Genomic DNA, 21,603 nt, shown 5'->3' on the forward strand with positions numbered 1-21,603 from the left:
TCTTTTCTTTTGGTGGTCTACACCACACAATTTTTATCTATATTTATACACCCCGACCACCCACCCCCGCCAACCCCCCCCCCCCCCCCCCGGGGGGGGGGGCCCCCCCATCGACGTTGTCCGTCGTGGATCCGGCTCCCGGGGGCATGCCGCCGACCGGCCGTGACCCCTCGGTTCCCGTCCCGGTCCGCGCCCTCCTCGGTGCCGGACGGCGTCCGCACGTACTCGCGGGCCGTGGCGTACAACCAACCGTCCTCCCCGAAGGTCTTGATCGCCGGTGCCGCGCCCCTGACCGCGGCTCCGACGACCGCGGGAGGGTACGCATGGGGCCAGTCATGGCGACGGGACCGGAGACACACAGGACACACGGCGCGCGAAAGCGCGGCGGACGACCGGTGCTCACGGCGACGGTGCTGATCGCCACCGCGAGCGGGCTGCTGACCGCGGGCGCCGTGCCCGCCTCGGCCGCCACCGTGAGCTGCGCCTCACCCGTCTACAAACGGCAGTTCTTCGCGAACACCACGTTCTCCGGCACCCCCCGGAAGACCGACTGCGACGCGCGGATCGACCAGAACTGGGGCGCCGGGGCACCGGCCCCGGGGCTCCCGAAGAACACCTTCGGCGTCCGCTGGACCGTCACCCGCGACTTCGGCTCCGGCGGCCCCTTCGCCCTGTCCGTGGCCTCGCGTGACGGCATCCGCGTCTACCTCGACGGCGCCCGCAAGGTGGACCTCTGGAAGGACGTCTCCACCACCCAGAAGAAGACCGTCGACGTCACCGTCCCTTCCGGGACGCACACCCTCCGCGTCGACTTCGTCAACTGGACCGGGGACGCGAACGTCACCTTCGCCTACACGCCCCGCACTTCGGCGACCGTCGACAGGGTCAGGCCGCTCACCCCGGGCGCCGCCTCCCTCTCGTACGCCGACGGCCGGGCGAAGCTGACCTGGTCCGGGAACAAGGAGATGGACCTCGCCGGCTACAGGGTCTACCGGCGGCTCAAGGGGACCGACTACGGCAGCAAGCCGCTGGCGACGACGGCCTCCACCTCGTACACCGACACCTCCCTGCCGCTCACCGGGGACGTCTACTACTACGAGGTGCGCGCGTACGACAGGGCCGGCAACGTGTCCACCGGCACCGCCGACAAGTCCGTCACCACCCTCGACCGGACGCCGCCCGCCGCACCGGCCGGGCTGAGCGTCGCCAGGACCGAGGGAGCCGTGCGGACGCAGTGGCAGCCGGTCGACGGGGCGGCCTGGTACCGGGTCTACCGGGCGTCCTCCGCCGCGGGGCCCTTCGAAGCGGTCTCCGCCGAGCTCACGGACAGCTCGTACCGGGACACCCCCTCCTTCGACGTCACCAAGCGCTGGTACTACCGGGTCGTCGCGGGTGACACGGCGGGCAACAGGTCCGCGCCGTCCGCGATCGCCGACACGGGCGCCCCCGACGTCACCCCGCCCGCCCAGGTCACCGGGGTCCAGGCCGTCGGCAGCACGGCGGGCAACAACGTGCGCTGGACGGCGAACGCGGACGACACCGCGCACTACGAGGTGTGGGCGCGGCAGGCCGGCGAGGAGTTCGCGCACCCGCAGATCGTCTTCGGCTCCTCGTGGCTGGACACCACCGCCCCGGTGGGCGGCACCGTCGAATACCGGGTGCACGCGGTCGACCCGGCCGGCAACATCTCCCCCGTCTCCGCGTCCGCGCAGGCCGTCCGCCCGGCCCCGGCCCCGGTGTCGGCACCCCAGTCCGTCACCGTCTCACCGCGGGACAGCGACACCGAGCTCCGCTGGACGTTCCCCGCCGACGCGTGGCACTTCCACGTGTACCGGCGCACCGACCCGAACGGCGCCTGGACACTGCTCGACGACGCCGCGATCGGGGCGAACGCGTTCCTGGACGCCACCGCGCCCAAGGGCGTCGCGTACTACTACGTCGCCTCGGTCGACTCGGCCGGCGCGGACTCCGCGCCCTCGCCCACGGTCACGGTGGACCGGCTCACCCCGGCGACCCCCACGGCGGCGCAGGTACCGCTCCTCTCCCTCAAGGCCCCGTACACCGAGTGCACGGCGAACGACTGCGCCGGTCACGGTGGCCCCGGCCAACCCGTCACGGTCACGATGAGCCGACAGGCCGGCGACGACCGCGTCATCGGCGGCTACCAGTGGCACGTCTACGGATCCGCCGACTCCGGGTACCAGCGGACCTCGGACACCTCGGTGACGTGGGCTCCGACCCGAACGGGGCTGTACGTGGCCGAGGTGGCGACCGTGGACGTGTACGGCCGCGTCGGCCCGTCCACACACATCGAGTTCAAGGTCGGCTGACCCGACGGCTGAGCAGTTGACCTGATCACCGGGCACCCTGTCGTAGGGCCCCGCCGCTCGCGGTGGGGCCCTACGGCTGTCCCGGCCGGGGACTGTCGTGGGAGTGGGAGTGGGAGGCGGGTGGGCGGGAGGCTCCCCGCGTCCCCTGTCCGTGCCCTCCAGAGGCAAGGCCCGGCACCTCAGTGCGCAGCCACCGCGCGAGCACGGAGAAATCGTCCTCGGTGAGGCCTTCGGCCGGGTCGACACGGTGGAGCAGTGCGGGTGCCGGATGCTGCGCGGCGACCCACAGTCGGTCCACGGCGCCGATCTCGTCGTCGACCCAGATGAAGGGCCGCTGGCCGGCCCACTCCACGAGCGGGCGCGTCTTCCAGTGCAGGCCGCGCGGGCCGTCGTCGGCGCAGGCTTCGGGCCACTCCACGACGGGCAGCCTGGGCAGCCCGATCCGCGCGGCGACGGACTCGTTGGCCTCCTCCATCCATGTCGAGGCCCACACCAGCTCGCACCCGAGCGCCGTCAGGCGCGGCCCGACCGTGCGGTCGAGCCGTCCGAGCAACGGGTTCCCCCCGTCGGGGAGTTCCTCGGGGCCGGAAGCAGCGACCCGGGACCGGGCGGCCGACGGCCCGAACGGGATGAGCGGTCCGTCGACGTCGAGGAAGAGGACGGGGCGCTCCGCTGCGGGGGTCACGGCGGCACGATAACCCCGCGTCAGCCCTGCATCGCCTTCTGGCGCTGGAAGGCCCTCGCCCATGGTTCCCTCGGGCGACTCGTGGACCCCGCTCGCGGGTCCTGGTCGCGGCATCCCCGGGTGATTGCGGCATCCCCGAGGCCGGGTGTCACGGCGCAGGCTTCCGCGCACTCCTCGAAGCGGTGCTTCACGCACTGCCCGGGAGGAGCGCGCGTGAACTGCGGGCCCTCGCGCCGGCCCTCGGCAGGAAGATCCTGGCGAGGGCCGTGGTCATCCCGGCCGACGGCCCGGACGTGCCGGTTCCAGAACCGTCGCCGGACCGGTTCCAGGACCGTCCGGCAGACGGGCCACCGGAACCGACGGAGTCACCGGGCGGCGGCGGCCGCCTTGGTCCGGGCGTGGGCGACGTAGCGGACGGTGAACAGCATCGGGACGGCGAAGCCGGCGATCTGGATGAGCGTCGCGGTGACCGAGTGCGCGTTCCCGGCGTGCGCCACGAAGGCGAGCGCGACGGCGCTCACGGCGAAGGCGGCGGTCCAGACGGCGGTGATCACGACGTTGATCCGGATGAACGGAGCGAGCCCCCAGAACTCGCGCGGGGTGGTCCGTTTGGCGATGCCCAGCGTGAACGGCCTGCCGATGGCCAGTGAGACGCCGGCGACGACCGCGAGCGTGCCCGACGACAGGGCCGAGGCGTAGTCGTGCACGCCCGAGTGCGGGTCGGCGAAGGCGATGGCGGCCAGCACGGCGAAGAAGGCCGCGGAGCCGAACTCGATGATCAGGGCGTCGGGTTCGGCACCGGCCCGTACCTGCTGGACGATCACCGCCGCCGCGACCACCAGCGCGATCAGCGCCGCCCACTGCCAGTTCCCCGAGGGGAGCGCGGCGAAGACGATCCACGGGAGGAAGGTGCGCAGGTACGACATGAGGTCTCCGCTTGCTCGGCATCTCTCTTCTGACATGTCGAAACTAGAAGGTCCATAGATGACATGTCAATACTGGAATGTAGACTGAGCGCATGAGCCTTCGACACGCACTGCTCGGGCTCCTCTCCGAGCACCCCGCCAGCGGCTACGACCTGCTGAAACTCTTCGAGACGTCGCTGGCCAACGCCTGGCCGGCGACCCAGAGCCAGATCTACACCGAGCTGACCAAACTGGCGGACGCCGGACTGATCGCGGTCGCGGCCGAGGGCCCGCGGGGCCGCAAGGAGTACACCCTCACCGCCGAGGGACTGGCCGAGCTGCGGCACTGGCTGACCGAGACCAAGCCCCAGCGGACCACCCGCAGCGACACCCTCCTGCGGGTCTTCTTCCTCGGGGTGCTGACACCGGACCAGGCGCGCGGCTACCTCACCGAACTCGTCGAGCGGGCCGACGAGGGCTACCAGGGCCTGCGCCTGCTGGAGGAGTCCATCGACTGGACCGACGACAACCTCTCGGTCTACGGCCGGATCGCCCTGGAGTACGGCCTGCGGCTCCACACCATGCACCGCGAGTGGGCGGAGTGGGCGTCCGGCCAGATCACCTGACGGCCGGCCGCGGTCGACTCCGTGCCCCGCGAGCGCATCCACGGCACCCCCCGGCGGCGAAGGAACCCGAGCACGCATGTGCTCGCGTCCGTCCCGACCACGAGAACGGCCCGCTCACTCAGCCATGTACGACGAGAACACCCGCCAACCGTCCGTGACCCGGCCGCCGGGGGTGCCCCGATGAAGGAGACCGTCCGCGGCTACTGGTGCGAGTGCCGGACCGAGGACCTCGCCGCAGGCGGTCCGCCGGCGCTGCTCGCGTCGATGGACGCCTACTCGGCCGCGCAGGCCGACCGGTGGATAGCGGTCGCCCTGCGCACCATCACACCGGCACTCGGCCCCGCCGCGGCGGACGAGGCCTGGGACTGGCTGTACGACGGCCGCATCGAGATGAGACAGGCCCTGCTGCGCTCGGAACCGTGTTCGGTGTCGGTCGACAACGCGACCACCCGGCTCACCTGGACCGCCCGCCCGGTCCTCTTCCTCCCCCTCGCGCGCGGGGCGGACGCCGGCCTCCCGGACTGTGCGGACAGGTCCGCCCCGGACACCGGCCGTCCCCGTCCGTCGTAAGGGCCCGCCCGGCAAGGAGCCGCGCGGTCCGGCCGGGACCTGCGAGGACGTGCGAGGACCGCCCCGCGGGGGACCGGCGCCCGTCGGGTACGCGCCGGGCGCGCCGTGACCTTTCCGCCGCGCGCCCTGTTAGCGACTCTGCCCGCCGCCCACCTGCGCCAGGGAAGCCCTCATGACGATGACCAGGCCGCGTCCGGCGGTGCGCCCGTGACCACGACGGTTCCCCAGCCCAACGCGGTGGACGGCTGTTTCCTCAGCTACGAGCGGGACGAGCCCCGGTTCCGGCCCTATGTCGGAGCGGTCCTGGAGGTGACCGGCTCCTGCCCGGGTCCGGACCCGGTGCGCGAGCAGATCGCCTACCGCGTGGCCCGCATGCCGAGCCTCGCCTGCAAGGTCACGCGACAGGGCCGCCGGACGGTCTGGGAGCTCGACCCCGGCTTCGATCCGCGCCGCCATGTGCACGAGATCCCCGTACAGGACGGCCGGGCCTCGCTCGACCGGGCCGTGGACGCGCTGCTCGGCGAACCGATCGGCGCCGGCGCGCCACGCTGGGGGGTCTGGCTCATCCACGGCTACTCCCCCGACAGGTACGCGCTGTTCTACCGCGCGCACCACGCCGCCCAGGACGGGCAGGCCGTACTGGACGCGCTCACGGCGCTGTTCGGGACGGGTCCCGCCGTTCCCGCCCGGCAGGCCGCGGACGAGGCACCCGGCGGCCGCGGCACCGGCGGGGACCGGAACCGGCTCACGCGGGTGCGGAGCCGGATCACGCGGGTGCGGAACATCCCCGCGCGGGCGATCGCGCAGAACGCGGCCGACACCGTACGCGGCCTGCGGTCCACCCTGACCTGGGCGCCGCACCGCCCCCTCACCGGCCGGACCCGGCTGCTGTCGGCGGCCGTGCCGGTGTCCTGGCCCCGGGAGGTCGCGAAGGCCCTCGGGGCCACGCCCAACGACGTCTGCCTGGCCGCGCTGGCGGAGGCGGTACGGGACTGGGTGCCCGCGGAGTGGCGGGCCCGCCCCGGACGCGGCCGGGAGCTGCACGTGGGACTGCCGGTCAGTCTCCGTCTGCCCGAGGAGCGGTTCGCGGTGGGCAACAGGGTCTCGGCCGTCCGCGTTCCGCTGTCCTACTGGGCGAGGTCCCCCGCCGACCGGGTCGTGGCCGTCGCCCGCGCGACCCGCCGCGTCAGGACCGAGGGGATGCGCCGGGTGCTGCGGGCGCAGCTGGAGTGCCTGCCGGAGTGGCTCGTCTACCGCTTCGTCCGGCAGTCCTGCGCGGCGAGCAGCGCGGTGGACACCTCCGGACTGCTGCGTGTCCCCCGCCGGCTGGCGGTCGGGGCGGATCCGGTCGAGGGGGTGGTGCCCACGCTGTTCCTGCACGGCGACCACCTCTTCGCGGTGTCCTTCCTCTCCTATCAGGGTCAGGTCCGGGTGAGCTTCGCCGTCGACCGGGCGCTGAACGACGTCGGTGACCTCGCCGCCTTGTGGGCGGCTGCCGTCGAGCGACTGTGGCGCGACGTCACCGTCGGCCCTGGCACCTCTGGCACCTCTGGCGCCCCTGGCACCCCTGGCACCCCTGGCACTCCGGACACCTCCGCCACCGCCGTCGGCCCCCACGGCCCTGCCGTCCACACCAGTCGCGCCAATCACGTCAGTCACAGCGATGCACACGCGTCCCGTTCCGGGGAGAACTCATGAGCACGACCGGCCGAGAGAGGTCCACGGCCCTGGTCACGGGCGCCAGTTACGGCATCGGCGCCGACATCGCCCGCGCCCTCGCCGCCCGCGGCCATCACCTCGTCCTGGTGGCCCGCAGTGCCGAGGCACTGGACCGCCTCGCGGCCGGACTCGAGGCCGAGTACGGGATCGGTGCCCGCCCGCTGGCCGCCGACCTGAGCACCGAGGCCGGCATGGAGCTGGCCGCGGCTCTCGCGTGCGACGCCGACATCCTCGTCAACAACGCCGGCGCGGGGCTGGGCCTGTCCTTCGAGCGCACGACGTGGGAGGAGGAACGGCGGATGCTCGCCCTCAACGTGGTCGCTCCCTCCCGGCTCGTCCACGCGGCACTGCCCGGAATGCTCGGCCGGGGCCGCGGGCGCATCCTGAACGTCTCCTCGGTGGCCGCCACCGCCCCGGTCTGGCAGGGCACGTCGTACAGCGCCTCGAAGGCGTACGCGCTGGCGCTGACCGAGTCGCTGGCCCACACGCGCCGTCTGCGCACCTCGCCGGTGGCGCTGACCGCCCTCCTGCTGGGACACACCACGTCGGAGTTCCACGAGCGGGCCGGTATCCCGCCGTCCCCTCCGTCGCTCACCCTCGCGTCGCCCTATGTCGCCGAGCGGGCGGTGCGGGCGGTCCTGCGGCGCCGCCCGCCCGTCGTCTGCGTGCCGAGCGTCCGCTACAAACTGCTGGCCGGGCTGCTGCGTCATCTCCCGCGGCGGGTCGCCGCGCTGCCCCACCTGGCCGACGACTTCACCCTCACCTCGTACGAGGCGCCACGGCCGCCGTACGGGACCGGGGAGCCGCCGGCCGGCGGGCGGGAGTCAGTCGGGGGTGACGGCCAGGACGGCGTTCTGGCCGCCGAAGCCCATGGACAGCGAGAGCGCCAGCCCTAGCCTCCCCGGCCGGCTCTCGGCAGGGATGTCGAGGTCGATCGCCGGATCGGGTTCCCGCAGGTTGGCGGTGGGCGGGACGAGCCCCTGTTCGACGGCGAGGACGGTGAACGCCGCCTCCACCGCGCCCGCCGCTCCCAGCAGGTGCCCGGTCACCGGCTTGGTGGACGTCACCGGCGGGCGGTGCGGGAAGAGCCCGGCCAGCACGGCGGCCTCCGCCCGGTCGCCGGCCGGGGTCCCGGTGCCGTGGGCGTTGACGTGGGTGACGTCCCGCGCGCTCGCGCCGGCCTGCGCGAGAGCCTCGCGGACGGCCGTGCCGAGACCGGTGCCGTCCGGGTGCGGCCGCACCACGTGGTGCGCGTCCGAGGAGGCTCCGAAGCCCCGGATGCGGGCGCGGGACCGTGCGCCGCGGGCCCGGGCGTCGGCGCTGCGCTCCAGGACCAGCATCCCGGCCCCCTCGCCGATGACGAAGCCGTCCCGCCGCCGGTCGAAGGCGCGCGGCGCTCCGGTGGGGTCGTCGAAGCGGTGGGACAGCGCGCCGATCCGGTCGAACCCGGCGACGTAGAAGGGTGTGATGGCGGCGTCCGCGCCACCGGCCAGCGCGATGTCGCACCGGTCCAGGGCCAGCAGGTCCCGTGCCATGCCGAGGGCGGTCGCACCCGACGCGCAGGCGGTGTTGACCGTGCAGCTGGCGCCCGAGGCACCGAACTCGATGGTCAGCTGGGCGGCCAGGGAGTTGCCGAGCGCGGCGGGCACCGCGTACGGCGACATGTCCTGCGGGCCGGCCGTCAGCAGCGCGCGGTGCTCGGACTCCAGGGTCTGGGCGCCGCCGGTACCGGATCCCACCACCACGGCGACGCGTGCGCCGTCCCACCGCGCCGGGTCCAGGCGGGCGTCGGCCAGCGCCTCCCGCGCGGCGAGCAGGGCCAGTTGCGCACAGCGGTCGGGTCTGCGCGCCCGGGCGCCTCCCAGCCGGACCGGGTCGAATCCGCCCACCCGGCAGGCCAGGTGCGCCGGAACGGTCTCCTGCTCCCACGCCAGTACGGCGGTCGGCAGCCCTTTGCAGACCCGCTCCCAGCCGGCGGCCCAGCCGTCGCCGGCCGGGGTCACCAGCCCGAGGCCCGTGACACAGACGTCCTGTCGACCGGTCATACGGAGGTCACCTGGCTCCGACGAGGGCCGCCACGTCCGCGACGGTGAGGGTGGCGCCGATCTCCTCCTCCGTCACCGCCACCCCTTTCTCGCGGCGCAGGACCAGAGCCAGTTCGACGACGGCGATGGAATCCAGGCCCGCTTCCTCGCGCGTGGCGTCCGGGCTGATGTCATCCTCGGAAAGCCCGAGAGAAACAAGAACGTTTTTGAGTTCTTCGTATGACACTTTTTCTCCGTCGCATGGATAGCAGGGCAGACACCTCAAAGTACCATCTCCAAGGGAACCGAATTCTCCGAGAGAATTAATGCTACAGGCGAGCGATGGGCGAACGCAGGAATGGATATTCTGGAAAAGTGCCGGCCGTGGACCGCGGAGCATCTGCGGGCGACGGGGCGGGACTGCTACTTCCGGGCGATCGGCGACACGTTCGACGGTACGGAGGCCGATTTCGAGGGCCGCCGGGTGATCATCGCGGCCTCCCACGACTACCTGGGGCTCTCCGCGGAGCCGCGGGTGCGCGAGGCCGCCGTCGCCGCGGTACGGCGCTTCGGCACCTCTCTGGGAGGGTCCCGGGCGGTGAGCGGCTCGCTGGAACTGCACGAGGAGCTGGAGACCGGGCTGGCGGCGTTCCTGGGTTACGAGGCGGCCGCCGTCCTTCCCTCCGGATATCAGGCGAATTTGATGCTGGCCCCGCTCCTCGGGGACGGCGACATGGTATTCAGCGACTTTTCCAATCACGTTTCACTGGAAGAGGCCGTCCGCCTCGGCAGGGCGAAGGAACGCAAATTCCTGCACGGCGACCTTGATCACCTGGAGGAATTGCTCCGCGCCTGCGACAGAGGCGGAAACAGAATCGGAATCGGAGGAGTCGAGACCGGAGCGGGCGGAACCGGTGGGGACGGAACCGCCGGGGACGGAACCGGAACCGGCGGAAAGCTGATCCTCACGGACGGGGTCTTCTCGGTGGACGGGGACGTCTGCGACCTTCCCGGCCTCATGGAGCTGGCGGGCGCGCACGGGGCGCGGGTCGTCGTCGACAGCTCCCACGACCTCGGGGTGCTCGGCCCGACCGGGGCGGGCGCCGGTGAACACTTCGGGCTCCGTCCCGACCTCGTCACCAGCGCCCTGTCCAAGAGCCTGGCCTCGGTGGGCGGGGTGATCGCCGGCCCCGCCGACGTGATCCGCTACCTGCGGTTCCACGCGCGGACGTCGCTGTTCACCGCGGCGGCCGCACCGGCCAACGTCGCCGCCGCGCTGGCCGCGCTGCGCATCCTGCGCGCCGAACCCGAACGGCGTGTACGGGTCCTGGATCTCGCCGAGCGGCTGCACAACGGCCTGCGCGCGCTCGGCTTCGACACCGGGGCGTCCGTCACGCCGGTGGTGCCGGTGCTGGTGCGGGGGCGTGAGCGGTGCATGCGCATGTGGCGGGAGCTGTTCGAGGCGGGGGTGTTCGCCGCGCCCATGGTCCACCCGGTCGTCAGGGCAGGCCGCGAGGTCCTGCGGGTCACCCTGACCGCCGCGCACACCGACGGCCAACTGGATCGGGTCCTGGCCGCGTTCGAGCGCGTGGGCCGCGTCGAGGGGGTCATCCCCGGCTCCGCTCCGGCCTCGCACACCCCGGTACGGATCGCGCGTCCGCGCGGCCCCCTGACCACCGCGCACGACGGAGGGTCCACCGGCACGGGAGCGGGGCGGGCGCTCCTCTAGAGCGTGTCGGGGTGTCCCTGGAACGGGGAGACGCCTCGTACCGCTCCCGGCACCGGATCAGCCGATCCGCACGGTCTTCGAGACGGTGACCTGGTCGATGTCGGTGGTGCGGACCGTCGCCTTCATCGTCCAGGCGCCCGCCACCGGAAGGGTGACGCCGTCCGCTGCCCAGTAGCCGCCCCGGTTCGCCAGCTCCGCGTCGATCGGGCCGATCCGCTGTGACTCCAGGGTGAAGGTGAGGCGCAGTTCGGGCACGGTCGCGATCCCGCCGTCGGGACCGAAGATCACGGCCTGCACCGAGTTCTCCCCCACCCGGCCCGGCGCCAGCTCGATCTGTACCTTGCCCCGGCCGCCGGCCGTGCCCACGTCGAACGGGATGACCGTCGGGGCCCCCGCCGTCTGTCCGGCGCCCGTGGATGCCGCGGCCGCGGCGGCCTCGGTGGCGGCCCGGCCCGGCTGGGTCCCGGTGAGCAGGGTGGTGATCACCAGCACGACGATCCCGACGGTGACCTCGGCCAGGACCGAGCGGCGCAGGGCTCCCCGGTAACGGGCGGTCTCGTCGGAAGGATCGGAAGGCGACGGGTCCGGTACCGGGTCCAGGGCCGAAACCGGGTCCGTGTCCGGCTCGGGGTCCCGGTCCGGACCGCTGCCGGAGATGCCGCCCGGCCCGGCGGAATCGGCGGTACCGGCGGCACCGGCGGCAGCGGGGGACGCCTCCCCCGTCGCCGGAGCACCGGACACGACCCCGGAGACGGCCCGGTTCCCGTCCACGACGGCCGGCGCCTCGCCCCTGCCCGCGGCGGCCGGTGCCCCCACGGGCTCCGGCACCCGCTCGGGCACCGCCACCGCCGCCGACACCGACACCTCGGCGCGCTCCTGCGCCGCCACCATCAGCCGGCCCGCCCAGCGCCGCGAGTACGCCGCCCCCGCCAGCAGGCACAGCACCGCGATCAGCTTGGCGACGAGGATGCGGCCGTACGAGGTGGAGGTGAGGGCGTCCCAGGAACCGAGACCGCGCCAGGACTGGTAGACGCCGGTGACGACCAGGACGGCGACGGAGACGAGGGCGAGCCGGGAGAAACGGTTGACGGTGGCCGCGGGGAGCGGTTCGGCCGACCGGGACAGCGCGGTCAGCAGCGCGGTGAGCCCGCCCAGCCAGACGGCCATGGACAGCAGGTGCAGGACGGAGGAGACCATCGCCACGGGTACCTGGATACCGGCGGACGCGTGCTCGGCGGCGGCCCAGGTGACGGCCAGGGCGACGGTGAACAGCGCGCCGAGCGCGAGGACGGCGCGCTCCCGCCGGTCCGCGCGGACCGGGTGGAAGGCCACCGCCGCCAGCAGCACCAGCCGGGCCAGCAGGGTGAGGCCCGGCCTGCTGACCAGGGTCTCGTTCAGGACGGACGGGTCGAGAGCGTCCGCGGGGCCGGTGCCGCGTTCGTAGGGGCCCCGCAGCAGGAGCAGCGCGAAGGTCGACAGGAACAGCGTCCACCAGCCCGCGAGGAGCAGCCGCCGTACCGGGCCCGGGAATCCGCAGACCAGGACGAAGGCCGCGGTTCCGATGAGCAGGGCGAGACCGCCGTACGCGACGTAGCGCGCGGTGTCGTAGAGCGTGGCGGAGAGGGTGTTCCCGGCGGGGTCGACGGGGATGGGCGCGACGGTCGCCGAGGGTTTGCCGATGGAGAAGGTGAAGGCGCCGGAGACCGGGTGGCTGTCCGCCGAGACGACCCGCCAGGCCACGGTGAAGGTGCCGGTGCCCAGGCCCTTGGGCAGGGTCACGCGGGCGGTGTCGGAGCGTCCGTCCGCGTGGCCCGGCCCGCCGGTGTGGACGCGCCGGTTGTCCGGGTCCAGCACGCGGAAGGAGTCGTCGAGGAGCCCGACCGACTCGGTGAACGTCAGGGTCACCTGGCGGGGCGCCGTCTTCAGCACGCTGCCGTCCTGGGGATCGGCACCGGTCAGCGCCGCGTGGGCGGACGCGCCGCCCACACCGCCGAAGAGGACCAGAACCAGCACCGTGCCCAGCAGGGCCAGGCCCCGGGCCACGCGCCGTCGCTCCCGCTGTCCTCGTCCGCTCACACGCCGTCTCCGTCTGCCTGTCTCCGGAGTCTCCGTGTTTTCCGGAGCCTCCGTGTTTCCAGAGTCACGGATACGTACGGACGAATCCGGCGCCGTGCTCACCCCACCGGCGAAGCGCCCGGTCCGGCCGGGGCGCCCGGGGTGCCGGGCGAGCCCGTCCCGAACACCGTTTCCCGGCTCAGGAAGGCGAGGCGGGCGCGCTTCTCGGGCAAGTAGACCCCGGGAAGGTCGATTTCGGGAAGCACGATCTCGGGGCCCGGTTCGAAGCCCTGCCGGACCAGGCGGGAGATCGCCTTCGCGTTGCGTGCGTCGGGTTCGACCACCACCCGCCGCCGGTCGAGGCCGATCAGCACATAGGTGGTGAAGACGGTCAGCAGTTTCGAGGACCAGCCCGGCCGGGCGCCCCCGGCCCCGGCGGGGCCGATCAGCAGATGGACCCCGATGTCGCCGGGCTCGGTCTCGTAGCACTCGCCGACCCGGTCGGCCTCGGGCTCGTACGTCTGGAAGAGCGCGGCGGGTTCGCCGTCCTTGACCGCGAGGAAGGCGTGGTGGGTGTCGAGCGAGTCGAGATGGAGGTAGGTCTCCAGGACCTGCTCCCGGGTGAACCCGGTCATGCCCCAGAAGGCGGCGCGCTCCTGTGTCACCCACCGGTGGACGACGTCCAGGTCGGCGGGAGGGTCGACGGGCAGGACGCGGACGGTGCCGAAGCCGTCGATCTCCTGCTCGTGGACGGCCTCGCGGGCGGGGGCGTACGGATCAGCCATGGTTCTCCTCCGGGGTGTCGTGCGGGGCCGGTTCCCGTTCCTCGGTCAGCCGGTTCCAGTCGGTGCGGACGGGGACCAGCTCGCCGCCGAGCCACAGGGGGAGCTGGTCGCGGTGATGGGCCGAGCCGGGAACCCCGGAGGCGCCGAACGGCACCACCCAGAGGCTGTTGTCCCGGTCGGCGAGGTCCCAGACGTAGCGGGCGGCCGGGCCGCGCGCGCTGAGGTCGGTGAGGCCGGGGACGGCCGAGGTGCACAGCACGCAGTCGTGGTCGCCGGCGAGCCCCGGTTCGTCGTACGCGTCGCCGGCCAACGCCCGCCAGGGGGCGAGGCGGTGGCTGTCCCCCCAGACCCCGGGCGGCCGCGCGGCCGTCTCCTCGACGGCCGCGCGCACGAGGGCGGCGCGGTCGATGCCGTACAAGTCCTCGGCCCTGAGCAGGTTTTCGAGGGCGAAGCCGATACGGGGGAGGAGGGCGAGCCAGGGGCGCAGGACCTCGGGATACTCGGGCGGGTCGGCCAGTACGGCGAAGACGGGGTGGGCGGCGAGCCGGCGGGCGACGCCGCCGCGGACCGCCGCGTACGCCGCCGCCTCCGTGCTGCCGGCCTCCATACGGCGGTCCCAGAGCAGCAGTCGGTCGCGCAGGGCCGCCGCCCGCGGGGTCAGTCCGCCGAGGACGGCGAGGTGGTCCAACAGGGGTGCGGCGGAGGCGAGATGGGTGTCCATGTGGACGTCCGCCATGTCCGACGCCGGCCAGGCCGTCCGGGAGGCGAGCAGCTCGCGGATGCGCGCGGCGCGGTGCGGCGGGGCGAACTCGACGCCGAGCGGGGTCGCGGGGCCGCGCTGGTTGGCCATCACGGCGATACCGTCCTCGACGGCTCCGTACGGCATCTCGTGCCAGCCCCGCCACTCGTGGCCGGGCTCCCAGGCCGCGACGATCCGGGTGCGGTTGCCCTCGTCGCGGACCGGGACCCGGCCCGCGACGCGGTGCAGCACGCCGCCCGCGGTGTCGGCGGCCTGCACGACGTTGACGGGCTCGGCCCAGAGGTCGAACGCGCGGTCCACGTCGGCGACTTCACGGGCCCGCAGCAGCGGGAGCAGGGCGCTGAAGCCGAGGTCGCCGGTGACGCGGGGCGGGTAGCGGAGGCTGATGGGCCCGGCGCCGCCGCGGTCGTCCGCGTCCTTTCCGCTCTCCTCGGCGGTGCCGTGGTCCGGGTCGCTCCCCCCTATGACGACCGGCCCCCGCGCGGTCTCGATCACCTCGACCCGGACCGGCGCGCCGCCCGCGACCTCGACCGTCTCCTCGTGCCGGGTCACCGGCCGCCACCGGCCGTCCGGGTCGAGCGCCTCCAGGGATTCCCCTGCCTCCCCGGCCCGGCGCAGCCGCTCCCGGTAGAGGTCCTGGTAGTCGGCCATCGCGTTGGTGATGGCCCAGGCGACGGTGCCCGTGTGGGCGAAGTGGGCGATGCCCGGGACGCCGGGGACGGCGAGGCCGACGACGTCGAACTCGGGGCAGGAGAGATGGATCTGCTGGTAGACGCCGGGGTCCTCGATGAAGCGGTGGGGGTCGCCCGCGATGACCGGCTGCCCGGTGAGGGTCCGTTCGCCGGTGACGAGCCAGCCGTTGCTGCCGGAGGTGCCGGGCCCGTCGGTGGCGAAGAGCCCCACGGCGTCGGCGCCGAGCCGCCGCACGACCTCCTCGCGCCAGAGCTTGGCGGGGAAACCGGCGAACAGGATGTGGGTGGCCAGCCAGACACCGAGCGGGGTCCAGGGCTCCCAGCGGCCCGGTGCGTGTCCGGAACGGGCGAACTCCGGTGTGCGGCGGGCGCCTTCGGCGAGCCCTTCGTTGACCCCGTCGACGTACGAGACGACCCACTCGGCGGTCTCCGGGTCCCGTCTCTCCAGGGCGGCGAAGCAACGTCTCGCGGTGTCGTCGAGCCGGGCCCGGCGGGCGAACACGTCCCAGGCGGCCTCCCCGGCGCCGAGGAACGCGGCGGAGGTGCCGCGCGAACGGTGCCGTTCGACCTCCAGCTGCCACGCGCGGTCGACGGCGGTGGTACGGCCCTGGGCGTGGGCGAGTTCGTGTGCGCTGCCGGCGCGCAGGTGCGGGATTCCCCAGGGGTCACGGTAGAGCTCGGCGGTCACGATCCATCCCCACTGTTATCAGGTTAGGCTAACCTAACTTCCGTTGAGGTGGAATCGTACGCGAGGGGTGGAGACGGGATGGGCCAGGGGCACGGCTGGGAGGGCGCGGTACTGAAGCTGCTGCGCGGCAGGGACTTCACGTTCACCGTGACCGGGGCCGAGGACGTCACCCCGCACTACCGGCGGCTGCGGTTCACCGACGGCGGCATGCTCGCGGCGACCGGGGTGCACCCCACGCTGTGGGCCCGGCTGTGGTTCGACAACGCGGGCAGGCCGCACCAGCGGGCGTACACACTGGTCGATCCCGATCCGGCGGCCGGCACCTTCGCTCTGGAGTTCGCGCTGCACGAGGGCCGCGCCTCGGACTGGGCGCGGGCGGCCCGCCCCGGGGACACCATCGAGGCGACGGTCCACGGCAGCGCGTTCACCGACCCGGACCCGGCCCCCTCCCATGTCTTCGCCGTCGCCGACCCGGCCTCGCTCCCCGCCCTCAACTCCCTGCTGGACGCGATGGGGCGGGCCCCGGCGACGATCTGGTTCGAGACCGACCACGGTGTGGACGGGCTCCCCTTCCGCACCGCCCCCTCCCGCCACACCGTCCGCCCGGTGCCCCGCCGCGACCGGGGCGCCCACCTCGTCGCCCAGGTCAAGGCGGATCTCCCCGGCCTCCTGGCGGGCGAGCCGGACCCGTACGTCTGGATCGCCTGCGACACCGCGACGACCCGCTCCCTGACGGCGTACGTCCGCAAGGAACTCGCCCTCCCGAAGCAGCGGGTCGACGCGATGGGCTACTGGCGTACGACCTGACCGGTGCCCCGCGCGAAGAGGCGGCGGGGCCGTCCGCGCCCGATCATCGACGCATGGACATCAGCCTTCACATCGCCCAGGATCCCGACGCCGACGCGCTGCTCGGCCGCAGCCCGCTCGCCGCCCTGGTCGGGATGCTTCTCGACCAGCAGGTACCGATGGAATGGGCGTTCAAGGGACCCCGCACGATCGCCGAGCGCCTCGGCACGGACGACCTGGACGCACACGAGATCGCGGCGTACGACCCGGAGAGGTTCACCGCGCTGCTCTCGGCGAAGCCGGCCGTGCACCGCTACCCCGGCTCGATGGCCAAGCGGATCCAGCAGCTGTGCCAGTACCTCGTGGAGCACTACGACGGAGACGCCGCCGCCGTCTGGAAGGACGCCGGCACCGGCGCGGAGCTCCTCCGGCGCCTCAACGAGCTGCCCGGATTCGGCGCCCAGAAGGCCCAGATCTTCCTGGCCCTCCTCGGCAAGCAGCTCGGCGTACACCCCAAGGGCTGGCGCGAGGCGGCGGGCGCCTACGGCGAACCGAAGGCGTTCCGCTCGGTCGCCGACATCACCGGCCCCGAGTCGCTGGCGAAGGTCCGGGCCCACAAACAGGAACTCAAGGCTGCCGCCAAGGCCTCCGGCAGGTGACCGGTACGCCTCGGCCGGCCCGCGCCGTCTCCCTGGGGGCTGCCGCCCCCAGACCCCCGCTTTCGGCCTGAACGGCCTCGTCCTCAAACGCCGGACGGGCTGAAAGACATACCCCCGCCCGGAACCGACCAGCACGGACCGGAGCGCTCCAGCCCGCCCGCAACCTTCCAGCGCGGGCGCGCATCCCCAGCACGGACCGAGCGCTCCGGCCCGCCCGCAACCCTTCAGCGCAGGCCCGCATGATCAGCCCGTCCGGCGTTTGAGGACGAGCCCTTCGGGCGAAGCGGGGGTCCAGGGGGCGCAGCGCCCCTGGCGGGGGTCCAGGGGGCGGAGCCCCTTGGCAGGGTCTGGGGCGGCGCACCGGGTCCGGGGTCCGCCGGGTGGGTCAGCCCCGCTGGCGAGGCACCCCGTACAGCCGAAGCATGAGACGAGGCCGGCGCACCGACGCCGTCAACCTCGCGCCCCATCCGTACGCCATGAGGGCGGTTCTCCCCGCCGCGCGATGAACCACCCTCCCGCTGAGGGGACATGACCTGACATGAGTCCCGCCCGGTCGCACCGCCGTCCGCACCCGCGGCACCGGCACCGCCACCGGCACGCGTGGGTGCGGGTACTGGCGTTGCTCGTCGTCGCGTTCCTCGCCGCGGGCGCGCAGGCCGAGGCGCTCTCCGCGTCGGCCCCCGCGATCGTCGCCGACGCGTCGGGCCACGGCGCCGAACACGACGTACCCGACACGGCCGCCCGTCCGCCCGCCCGGCCCGAACAGGGCCGCCTCGCCCCGCCGCGCCCCGCGCCCCGCACCGCCCCCGGACACCCGGACCACGCGTCCCGGCCCCGCGCCGCGGCGGCTTCGCCCTCCTCCGGCCCGCACACCCCGCGCTCGGTGGTCCTGCGCTGCTGACAGACCCGGTCGGCCGACGGACCAGGTACCAGCGAACGCAAGGACACAGTCATGCCCAACGACCCTTACGCGGTCCTGCGCGCCCTGCTGCGCGCGGAAGCCGCGCGCAACGCGCCCAAGCCGAACCCGGACGCCGTCCGGCCGCCCGGACCGGACGAGGGGCGGGACGCCGCGTCCCCGTCACCTCTGACCTTCCCGACGGCCGCACCGAGGAAGCCCCGGCGCGGCTAGGCACCGCGGAGACAGACGGAACGGCCGTCCCGCACCGGGGCGGCCGTCCCTGGGAGATGTCCTCCCCTCACCGCCGGGCTTCACCGCCGGGCCTCACCGCGGGGCGCCTCGCGTGAAGAGAGGCGGACGCGTCCTACCGCCTGCGGCGGGCCGTCCCGAAGAGGGACCGGGTGATCTCCCGCCCGATCTGCGTCCCCACCGACCGTGCCAGGGACTTGAACACCCCGCTGGCGACGACCTGCCCGACGAGCGACGTCTCCTCCTCGGGGCGGCCCCTCGCCGGCGCCTTCCCGGTGGCCGGCGCGGCCTCCGCGGCGGCCTGCCCGCGTGCGGCCTCCTGAGCGGTGAGCTTCTCGTACGCGGACTCGCGATCGACCGACTGCGCGTAACGCCCGTACAGCGAGGACTCCCGTACCGCCCGGTCCAGGGCGGCCGCGTCGACCGGACCCATCAGGGACCGCGGCGCCCGCAGCCGGGTCGCCGCGACCGGCGTCGGCGCGCCCTTCTCGCTCAGCACGGTCACCACGGCCTCGCCGATACCGAGCGCGGTGAGGACCTCCTCCAGGTCGTACCCCGAGTTCGGGAAGGTCTTCACCGTCGCCTTCAGCGCCTTCTGGTCGTCCGGTGTGAAGGCGCGCAGCGCGTGCTGCACACGGTTGCCGAGCTGCGCGAGGACGTCGGCCGGCACGTCCTTCGGGGTCTGCGTCACGAAGAAGACGCCGACCCCTTTCGAGCGAATGAGACGGACCGTCTGCGTGACGGACTCCAGGAAGGCCTTCGACGCGCCGGTGAAGAGCAGATGGGCCTCGTCGAAGAAGAAGACGAGCTTCGGCCTGTCGGCGTCCCCGACCTCCGGCAGATCGTGGAAGAGGTCCGCGAGCATCCACATCAGGAAGGTCGAGAAGAGCTGCGGTCTGTCCTGGATCTCGGGGAGTTCGAGGACCGAGACCAGACCACGTCCGTCCGGCGCCGTCCGCAGCAGCTCGCCGGTGTCGAACTCCGGTTCCCCGAAGAACGGGCCCATGCCCTGCGCCTCGAACGCGGTCAGGGAGCGCAGGATCACCCCGGCCGTCGCCGTCGACAGCCCACCGATCCCCTTCAGCTCCTGCTTGCCCTCGTCCGAAGCCAGGAACGCGACGACCGCGCGCAGGTCCTTGAGGTCGAACAGTTCGAGGCCCTTCTGGTCGGCGTAGTGGAAGATCAGGCCGAGGGACTGCTCCTGGGTCTGGTTCAGCTGGAGCACCTTCGACAGCAGCACCGGGCCGAAGCTGGTGACCGTGGCCCGTACGGGGATGCCGTGCCCCAGACCCCCCAGCGCGAGGAACTCGGCCGGGCAGCCGGCCGGCGTCCACGGCTGCTGGACCTCCTCGGCCCGCGCCCGCACCTTCTCCTGCGGGGCGCCCGGCGCCGAGATCCCGGACATGTCGCCCTTGACGTCGGCCAGGAACACCGGCACGCCCTGGGCGGACAGCTGTTCGGCGATCAGTTGCAGTGTCTTGGTCTTGCCGGTGCCGGTGGCGCCCGCGACCAGCCCGTGCCGGTTGAGCATGGGCAGCGGGATGCGGATCTGCGCGTCCGGCAGACACCGCCCGTCCCAGAGCAGGGCGCCCAGGTCGAGGGCGGGTCCCGCGAAGGCGTACCCGGCGGCGATCCGCAGGGCTTCGGCGGGCAGCGCGGCTCCCCCGCTCACCGCTTCCGGCCCGACGGCCGCTTCGTCGCTCACCCGTCCGGGTGCAGCTGTCGGAGGCGTCCGCGCCCCGGTGTCACGGTCACTCATGTCAGGCCCCTGTTCCCCGTTGCTTCCCGGTCCGGGTGTGCCCGGCAGGTTCCGGGCGGGCAGGGAGACTTACCGGTTCGCCCGGATTTACGACGTCTTTTCCAGCGTCGCACTCCGTCGCCATGGCTGCGCCCGGAAGGTCTGGGCCGGTAGGCTTTCCGTGTGATCTTCAAGCGCATCGGAAACGGCCGGCCGTACCCCGACCACGGCCGGGAAAGCACCCGGCAGTGGGCGGACGTCGCACCGCGCCCGGTCCGCCTCGATCAGCTCGTGACGACCAAGGGCCAGCTCGACCTGGAGACCCTCCTCGCGGAGGACTCGACCTTCTACGGCGATCTCTTCGCGCACGTCGTGAAGTGGCAGGGCGATCTGTACCTCGAGGATGGCCTGCACCGCGCCGTCCGGGCCGCGCTCCAGCAGCGCCAGGTCCTCCACGCCCGCGTCCTCGAACTCGGCTAGAACCCCGGCGGACCGGGCCCCCACCCGCTCGAACGGGCGAAGGTTGACCCTTTTGGGTTGGACTGCGTGCGGGTCAATGATCATTTAGTAGGCATCGCAGCCGCGGCGCACTACGCTGCGCCCATGAGCATGCTCACTCCCCCTGGCATGGGCGGCCAGTACCGGATCACGGGGGACAAGTACCCACGGATGCGCCGGCCCCGAGGGCGCCGCAGGCTCGTGTTCCTGGTCGTCGTCTCCGTCACCGCGCTCGGGCTGATCGGGTGGGGAACCCTCCAGCTCATCGACGTCTTCACGGGCGGCGGTGACAAGGCCACGGCAGCCGGCACCAAGGCGCACTGCGGGACCGGTCCCAGGCCGTCGGCCAAGGCGTCCGCGGCCGCGGTGTCCACCGTCGCCGGCGCCCTGCCGGAGCCCGGCAGGATCACGGTCAACGTCCTGAACGCCACGCCCCGCAGCGGTCTCGCCAAGGACACCGCCGACGAGCTGAAGAAGCGCGGGTTCCGCATCGGTGACGTGGGCAACGCGACGAAGGCCTACGACAAGAAGGTCACCGGCCCCGGCCTGCTCCTCGGCTCCACGGCGGCCGTCAAGGCCGCGCTGCCGGTCCTGGGCACCCAGCTCAGCGGCGCCCAGCTGAAGGCCGACGGCCGGCCGCAGGCGGACCACGTCGACCTCATCATCGGCACCGGCTTCACGTCGCTCACGAAGAAGGAGGACGCCGACAAGGCCCTCGCCCTTCTGACCGACCCGAAGCCGGACTCCTCCACCGCGCCGAAGAACTGCTGACCGCCGGGCGGCGCGACGCGCTCCGCCCGACGGCACCGGACACCCTGGGGGGGGGCTCCGCCTCCCAGACCCCCTATATCGGCCTTGAGGGCCTTGTCCTCAAGCGCCGGACGGGCTGGAGATGCGGGCCTCCGCCGGAGACGCGGCCTCCGCTGCGGATACAGGCCTGCGCTGGAGACGCGGACCTTCGCCGGAGGCGCAAGGCCGAGGTGCGGGGCCGCACTGAAAGGCTGGCGCCCGGGCCAGGCATTTCAGCCCGTCCGGCGTCTGAGGACGAGCTTCGGGCGACGGCGGGGATTCGGCGCAGGCCCGCATCTTCAGCCCGTCCGGCGTTCGAGGACGAGCCCTTCGGGCGACGGCGGAGATTCGGCGCAGGCCCGCACCCTCAGCCCGTCCGGCGTTTGAGGACGAGCCCGTCGGGCTGTGTCTTAAA

20 protein-coding genes are annotated in these 21,603 nt (G+C 73.3%); 12 read left to right on the top strand and 8 right to left on the bottom strand.

Annotation, left to right across the window (positions count from 1 at the left end):
• Positions 1–395: 395 nt before the first annotated feature.
• Entirely contained in the window at positions 396–2,330 is a 1,935-nt protein-coding gene (locus tag ACFV2J_RS33400) for a fibronectin type III domain-containing protein (protein WP_385087390.1), read from the top strand.
• A 70-nt stretch (positions 2,331–2,400) separates the two neighbouring features.
• Here ACFV2J_RS33400 and ACFV2J_RS33405 read toward each other — a convergent pair whose 3' ends face one another.
• Positions 2,401–3,015 (bottom strand): HAD domain-containing protein, encoded by a 615-nt coding sequence (locus tag ACFV2J_RS33405; protein ID WP_385442178.1) that lies wholly within the window; start codon positions 3,013–3,015, stop codon positions 2,401–2,403.
• 365 nt (positions 3,016–3,380) lie between these two features.
• Positions 3,381–3,941: a hypothetical protein gene (locus ACFV2J_RS33410; RefSeq protein ID WP_385087392.1), complete on the bottom strand. Its 561-nt coding sequence runs from the start codon at positions 3,939–3,941 to the stop codon at positions 3,381–3,383.
• 92 nt (positions 3,942–4,033) lie between these two features.
• On the opposite strand from ACFV2J_RS33410, the gene ACFV2J_RS33415 reads away from it, so the two are divergent.
• The 4 genes from ACFV2J_RS33415 (at position 4,034) to ACFV2J_RS33430 (ending at position 7,731) form a co-directional block, all read left to right on the top strand.
• The gene (locus ACFV2J_RS33415) at positions 4,034–4,546 is read left to right on the top strand and encodes a PadR family transcriptional regulator (protein WP_385087394.1); all 513 of its coding nucleotides are present in this window, start codon (positions 4,034–4,036) and stop codon (positions 4,544–4,546) included.
• A gap of 180 nt (positions 4,547–4,726) precedes the next feature.
• Positions 4,727–5,116: a hypothetical protein gene (locus tag ACFV2J_RS33420; protein ID WP_385087396.1), complete on the top strand. Its 390-nt coding sequence runs from the start codon at positions 4,727–4,729 to the stop codon at positions 5,114–5,116.
• A gap of 207 nt (positions 5,117–5,323) precedes the next feature.
• The gene (locus ACFV2J_RS33425) at positions 5,324–6,814 is read left to right on the top strand and encodes a wax ester/triacylglycerol synthase domain-containing protein (RefSeq protein WP_385087398.1); all 1,491 of its coding nucleotides are present in this window, start codon (positions 5,324–5,326) and stop codon (positions 6,812–6,814) included.
• Entirely contained in the window at positions 6,811–7,731 is a 921-nt protein-coding gene (locus tag ACFV2J_RS33430) for an SDR family NAD(P)-dependent oxidoreductase (protein WP_385087400.1), read from the top strand. Before ACFV2J_RS33425 ends, ACFV2J_RS33430 begins: the two co-directional genes overlap by 4 nt.
• Here the strand turns inward: ACFV2J_RS33430 and ACFV2J_RS33435 are convergent.
• Positions 7,660–8,880 (bottom strand): beta-ketoacyl-[acyl-carrier-protein] synthase family protein, encoded by a 1,221-nt coding sequence (locus tag ACFV2J_RS33435; RefSeq protein WP_385087402.1) that lies wholly within the window; start codon positions 8,878–8,880, stop codon positions 7,660–7,662. The two genes, ACFV2J_RS33430 and ACFV2J_RS33435, sit on opposite strands and share 72 nt — an antisense overlap.
• A 7-nt stretch (positions 8,881–8,887) precedes the next feature.
• The gene (locus ACFV2J_RS33440) at positions 8,888–9,106 is read right to left on the bottom strand and encodes an acyl carrier protein (RefSeq protein ID WP_168528911.1); all 219 of its coding nucleotides are present in this window, start codon (positions 9,104–9,106) and stop codon (positions 8,888–8,890) included.
• A 111-nt stretch (positions 9,107–9,217) separates the two neighbouring features.
• Here ACFV2J_RS33440 and ACFV2J_RS33445 point away from each other — a divergent pair, with 111 nt between their 5' ends.
• On the top strand, positions 9,218–10,588 hold the full coding sequence (locus ACFV2J_RS33445; protein WP_385087404.1) for an aminotransferase class I/II-fold pyridoxal phosphate-dependent enzyme: 1,371 nt from the start codon (positions 9,218–9,220) through the stop codon (positions 10,586–10,588).
• 57 nt (positions 10,589–10,645) lie between these two features.
• Here ACFV2J_RS33445 and ACFV2J_RS33450 read toward each other — a convergent pair whose 3' ends face one another.
• From ACFV2J_RS33450 to ACFV2J_RS33460, 3 genes are all read right to left on the bottom strand, one after another.
• Positions 10,646–12,664, bottom strand: coding sequence for a copper resistance CopC/CopD family protein (locus ACFV2J_RS33450; protein ID WP_385087406.1), 2,019 nt, complete (start codon positions 12,662–12,664; stop codon positions 10,646–10,648).
• 98 nt (positions 12,665–12,762) lie between these two features.
• Positions 12,763–13,428 carry a GNAT family N-acetyltransferase gene (locus tag ACFV2J_RS33455; RefSeq protein WP_385087408.1) on the bottom strand — a complete coding sequence of 222 codons (666 nt, stop codon included), beginning with the start codon at positions 13,426–13,428 and terminating at the stop codon, positions 12,763–12,765.
• On the bottom strand, positions 13,421–15,568 hold the full coding sequence (locus ACFV2J_RS33460) for a penicillin acylase family protein (RefSeq protein WP_385442186.1): 2,148 nt from the start codon (positions 15,566–15,568) through the stop codon (positions 13,421–13,423). Before ACFV2J_RS33460 ends, ACFV2J_RS33455 begins: the two co-directional genes overlap by 8 nt.
• A 78-nt stretch (positions 15,569–15,646) precedes the next feature.
• Here ACFV2J_RS33460 and ACFV2J_RS33465 point away from each other — a divergent pair, with 78 nt between their 5' ends.
• The 4 genes from ACFV2J_RS33465 (at position 15,647) to ACFV2J_RS33480 (ending at position 18,145) form a co-directional block, all read left to right on the top strand.
• Entirely contained in the window at positions 15,647–16,375 is a 729-nt protein-coding gene (locus tag ACFV2J_RS33465; RefSeq protein ID WP_385087414.1) for a siderophore-interacting protein, read from the top strand.
• 53 nt (positions 16,376–16,428) lie between these two features.
• Positions 16,429–17,013, top strand: coding sequence for an HhH-GPD-type base excision DNA repair protein (locus tag ACFV2J_RS33470; protein ID WP_385087416.1), 585 nt, complete (start codon positions 16,429–16,431; stop codon positions 17,011–17,013).
• Positions 17,014–17,551: 538 nt separating this feature from the next.
• Positions 17,552–17,914, top strand: a complete 363-nt coding sequence (locus ACFV2J_RS33475) for a hypothetical protein (RefSeq protein WP_385096709.1) — start codon at positions 17,552–17,554, stop codon at positions 17,912–17,914.
• A gap of 51 nt (positions 17,915–17,965) precedes the next feature.
• The gene (locus ACFV2J_RS33480) at positions 17,966–18,145 is read left to right on the top strand and encodes a hypothetical protein (RefSeq protein ID WP_385096712.1); all 180 of its coding nucleotides are present in this window, start codon (positions 17,966–17,968) and stop codon (positions 18,143–18,145) included.
• A 133-nt stretch (positions 18,146–18,278) separates the two neighbouring features.
• Here ACFV2J_RS33480 and ACFV2J_RS33485 read toward each other — a convergent pair whose 3' ends face one another.
• A complete protein-coding gene (locus ACFV2J_RS33485; RefSeq protein WP_385096715.1) occupies positions 18,279–19,922 on the bottom strand; it encodes a helicase HerA-like domain-containing protein in 1,644 nt (547 codons plus the stop codon).
• A gap of 162 nt (positions 19,923–20,084) precedes the next feature.
• Here ACFV2J_RS33485 and ACFV2J_RS33490 point away from each other — a divergent pair, with 162 nt between their 5' ends.
• A complete protein-coding gene (locus tag ACFV2J_RS33490) occupies positions 20,085–20,381 on the top strand; it encodes a type II toxin-antitoxin system VapB family antitoxin (protein WP_003955420.1) in 297 nt (98 codons plus the stop codon).
• Between the two features lie 147 nt (positions 20,382–20,528).
• Positions 20,529–21,170 (top strand): LytR C-terminal domain-containing protein, encoded by a 642-nt coding sequence (locus tag ACFV2J_RS33495; RefSeq protein WP_385096717.1) that lies wholly within the window; start codon positions 20,529–20,531, stop codon positions 21,168–21,170.
• The last annotated feature ends 433 nt before the right edge of the window (positions 21,171–21,603 follow it).

This window comes from Streptomyces sp. NPDC059668, from assembly GCF_042734135.1.
GTDB lineage: Bacteria > Actinomycetota > Actinomycetes > Streptomycetales > Streptomycetaceae > Streptomyces.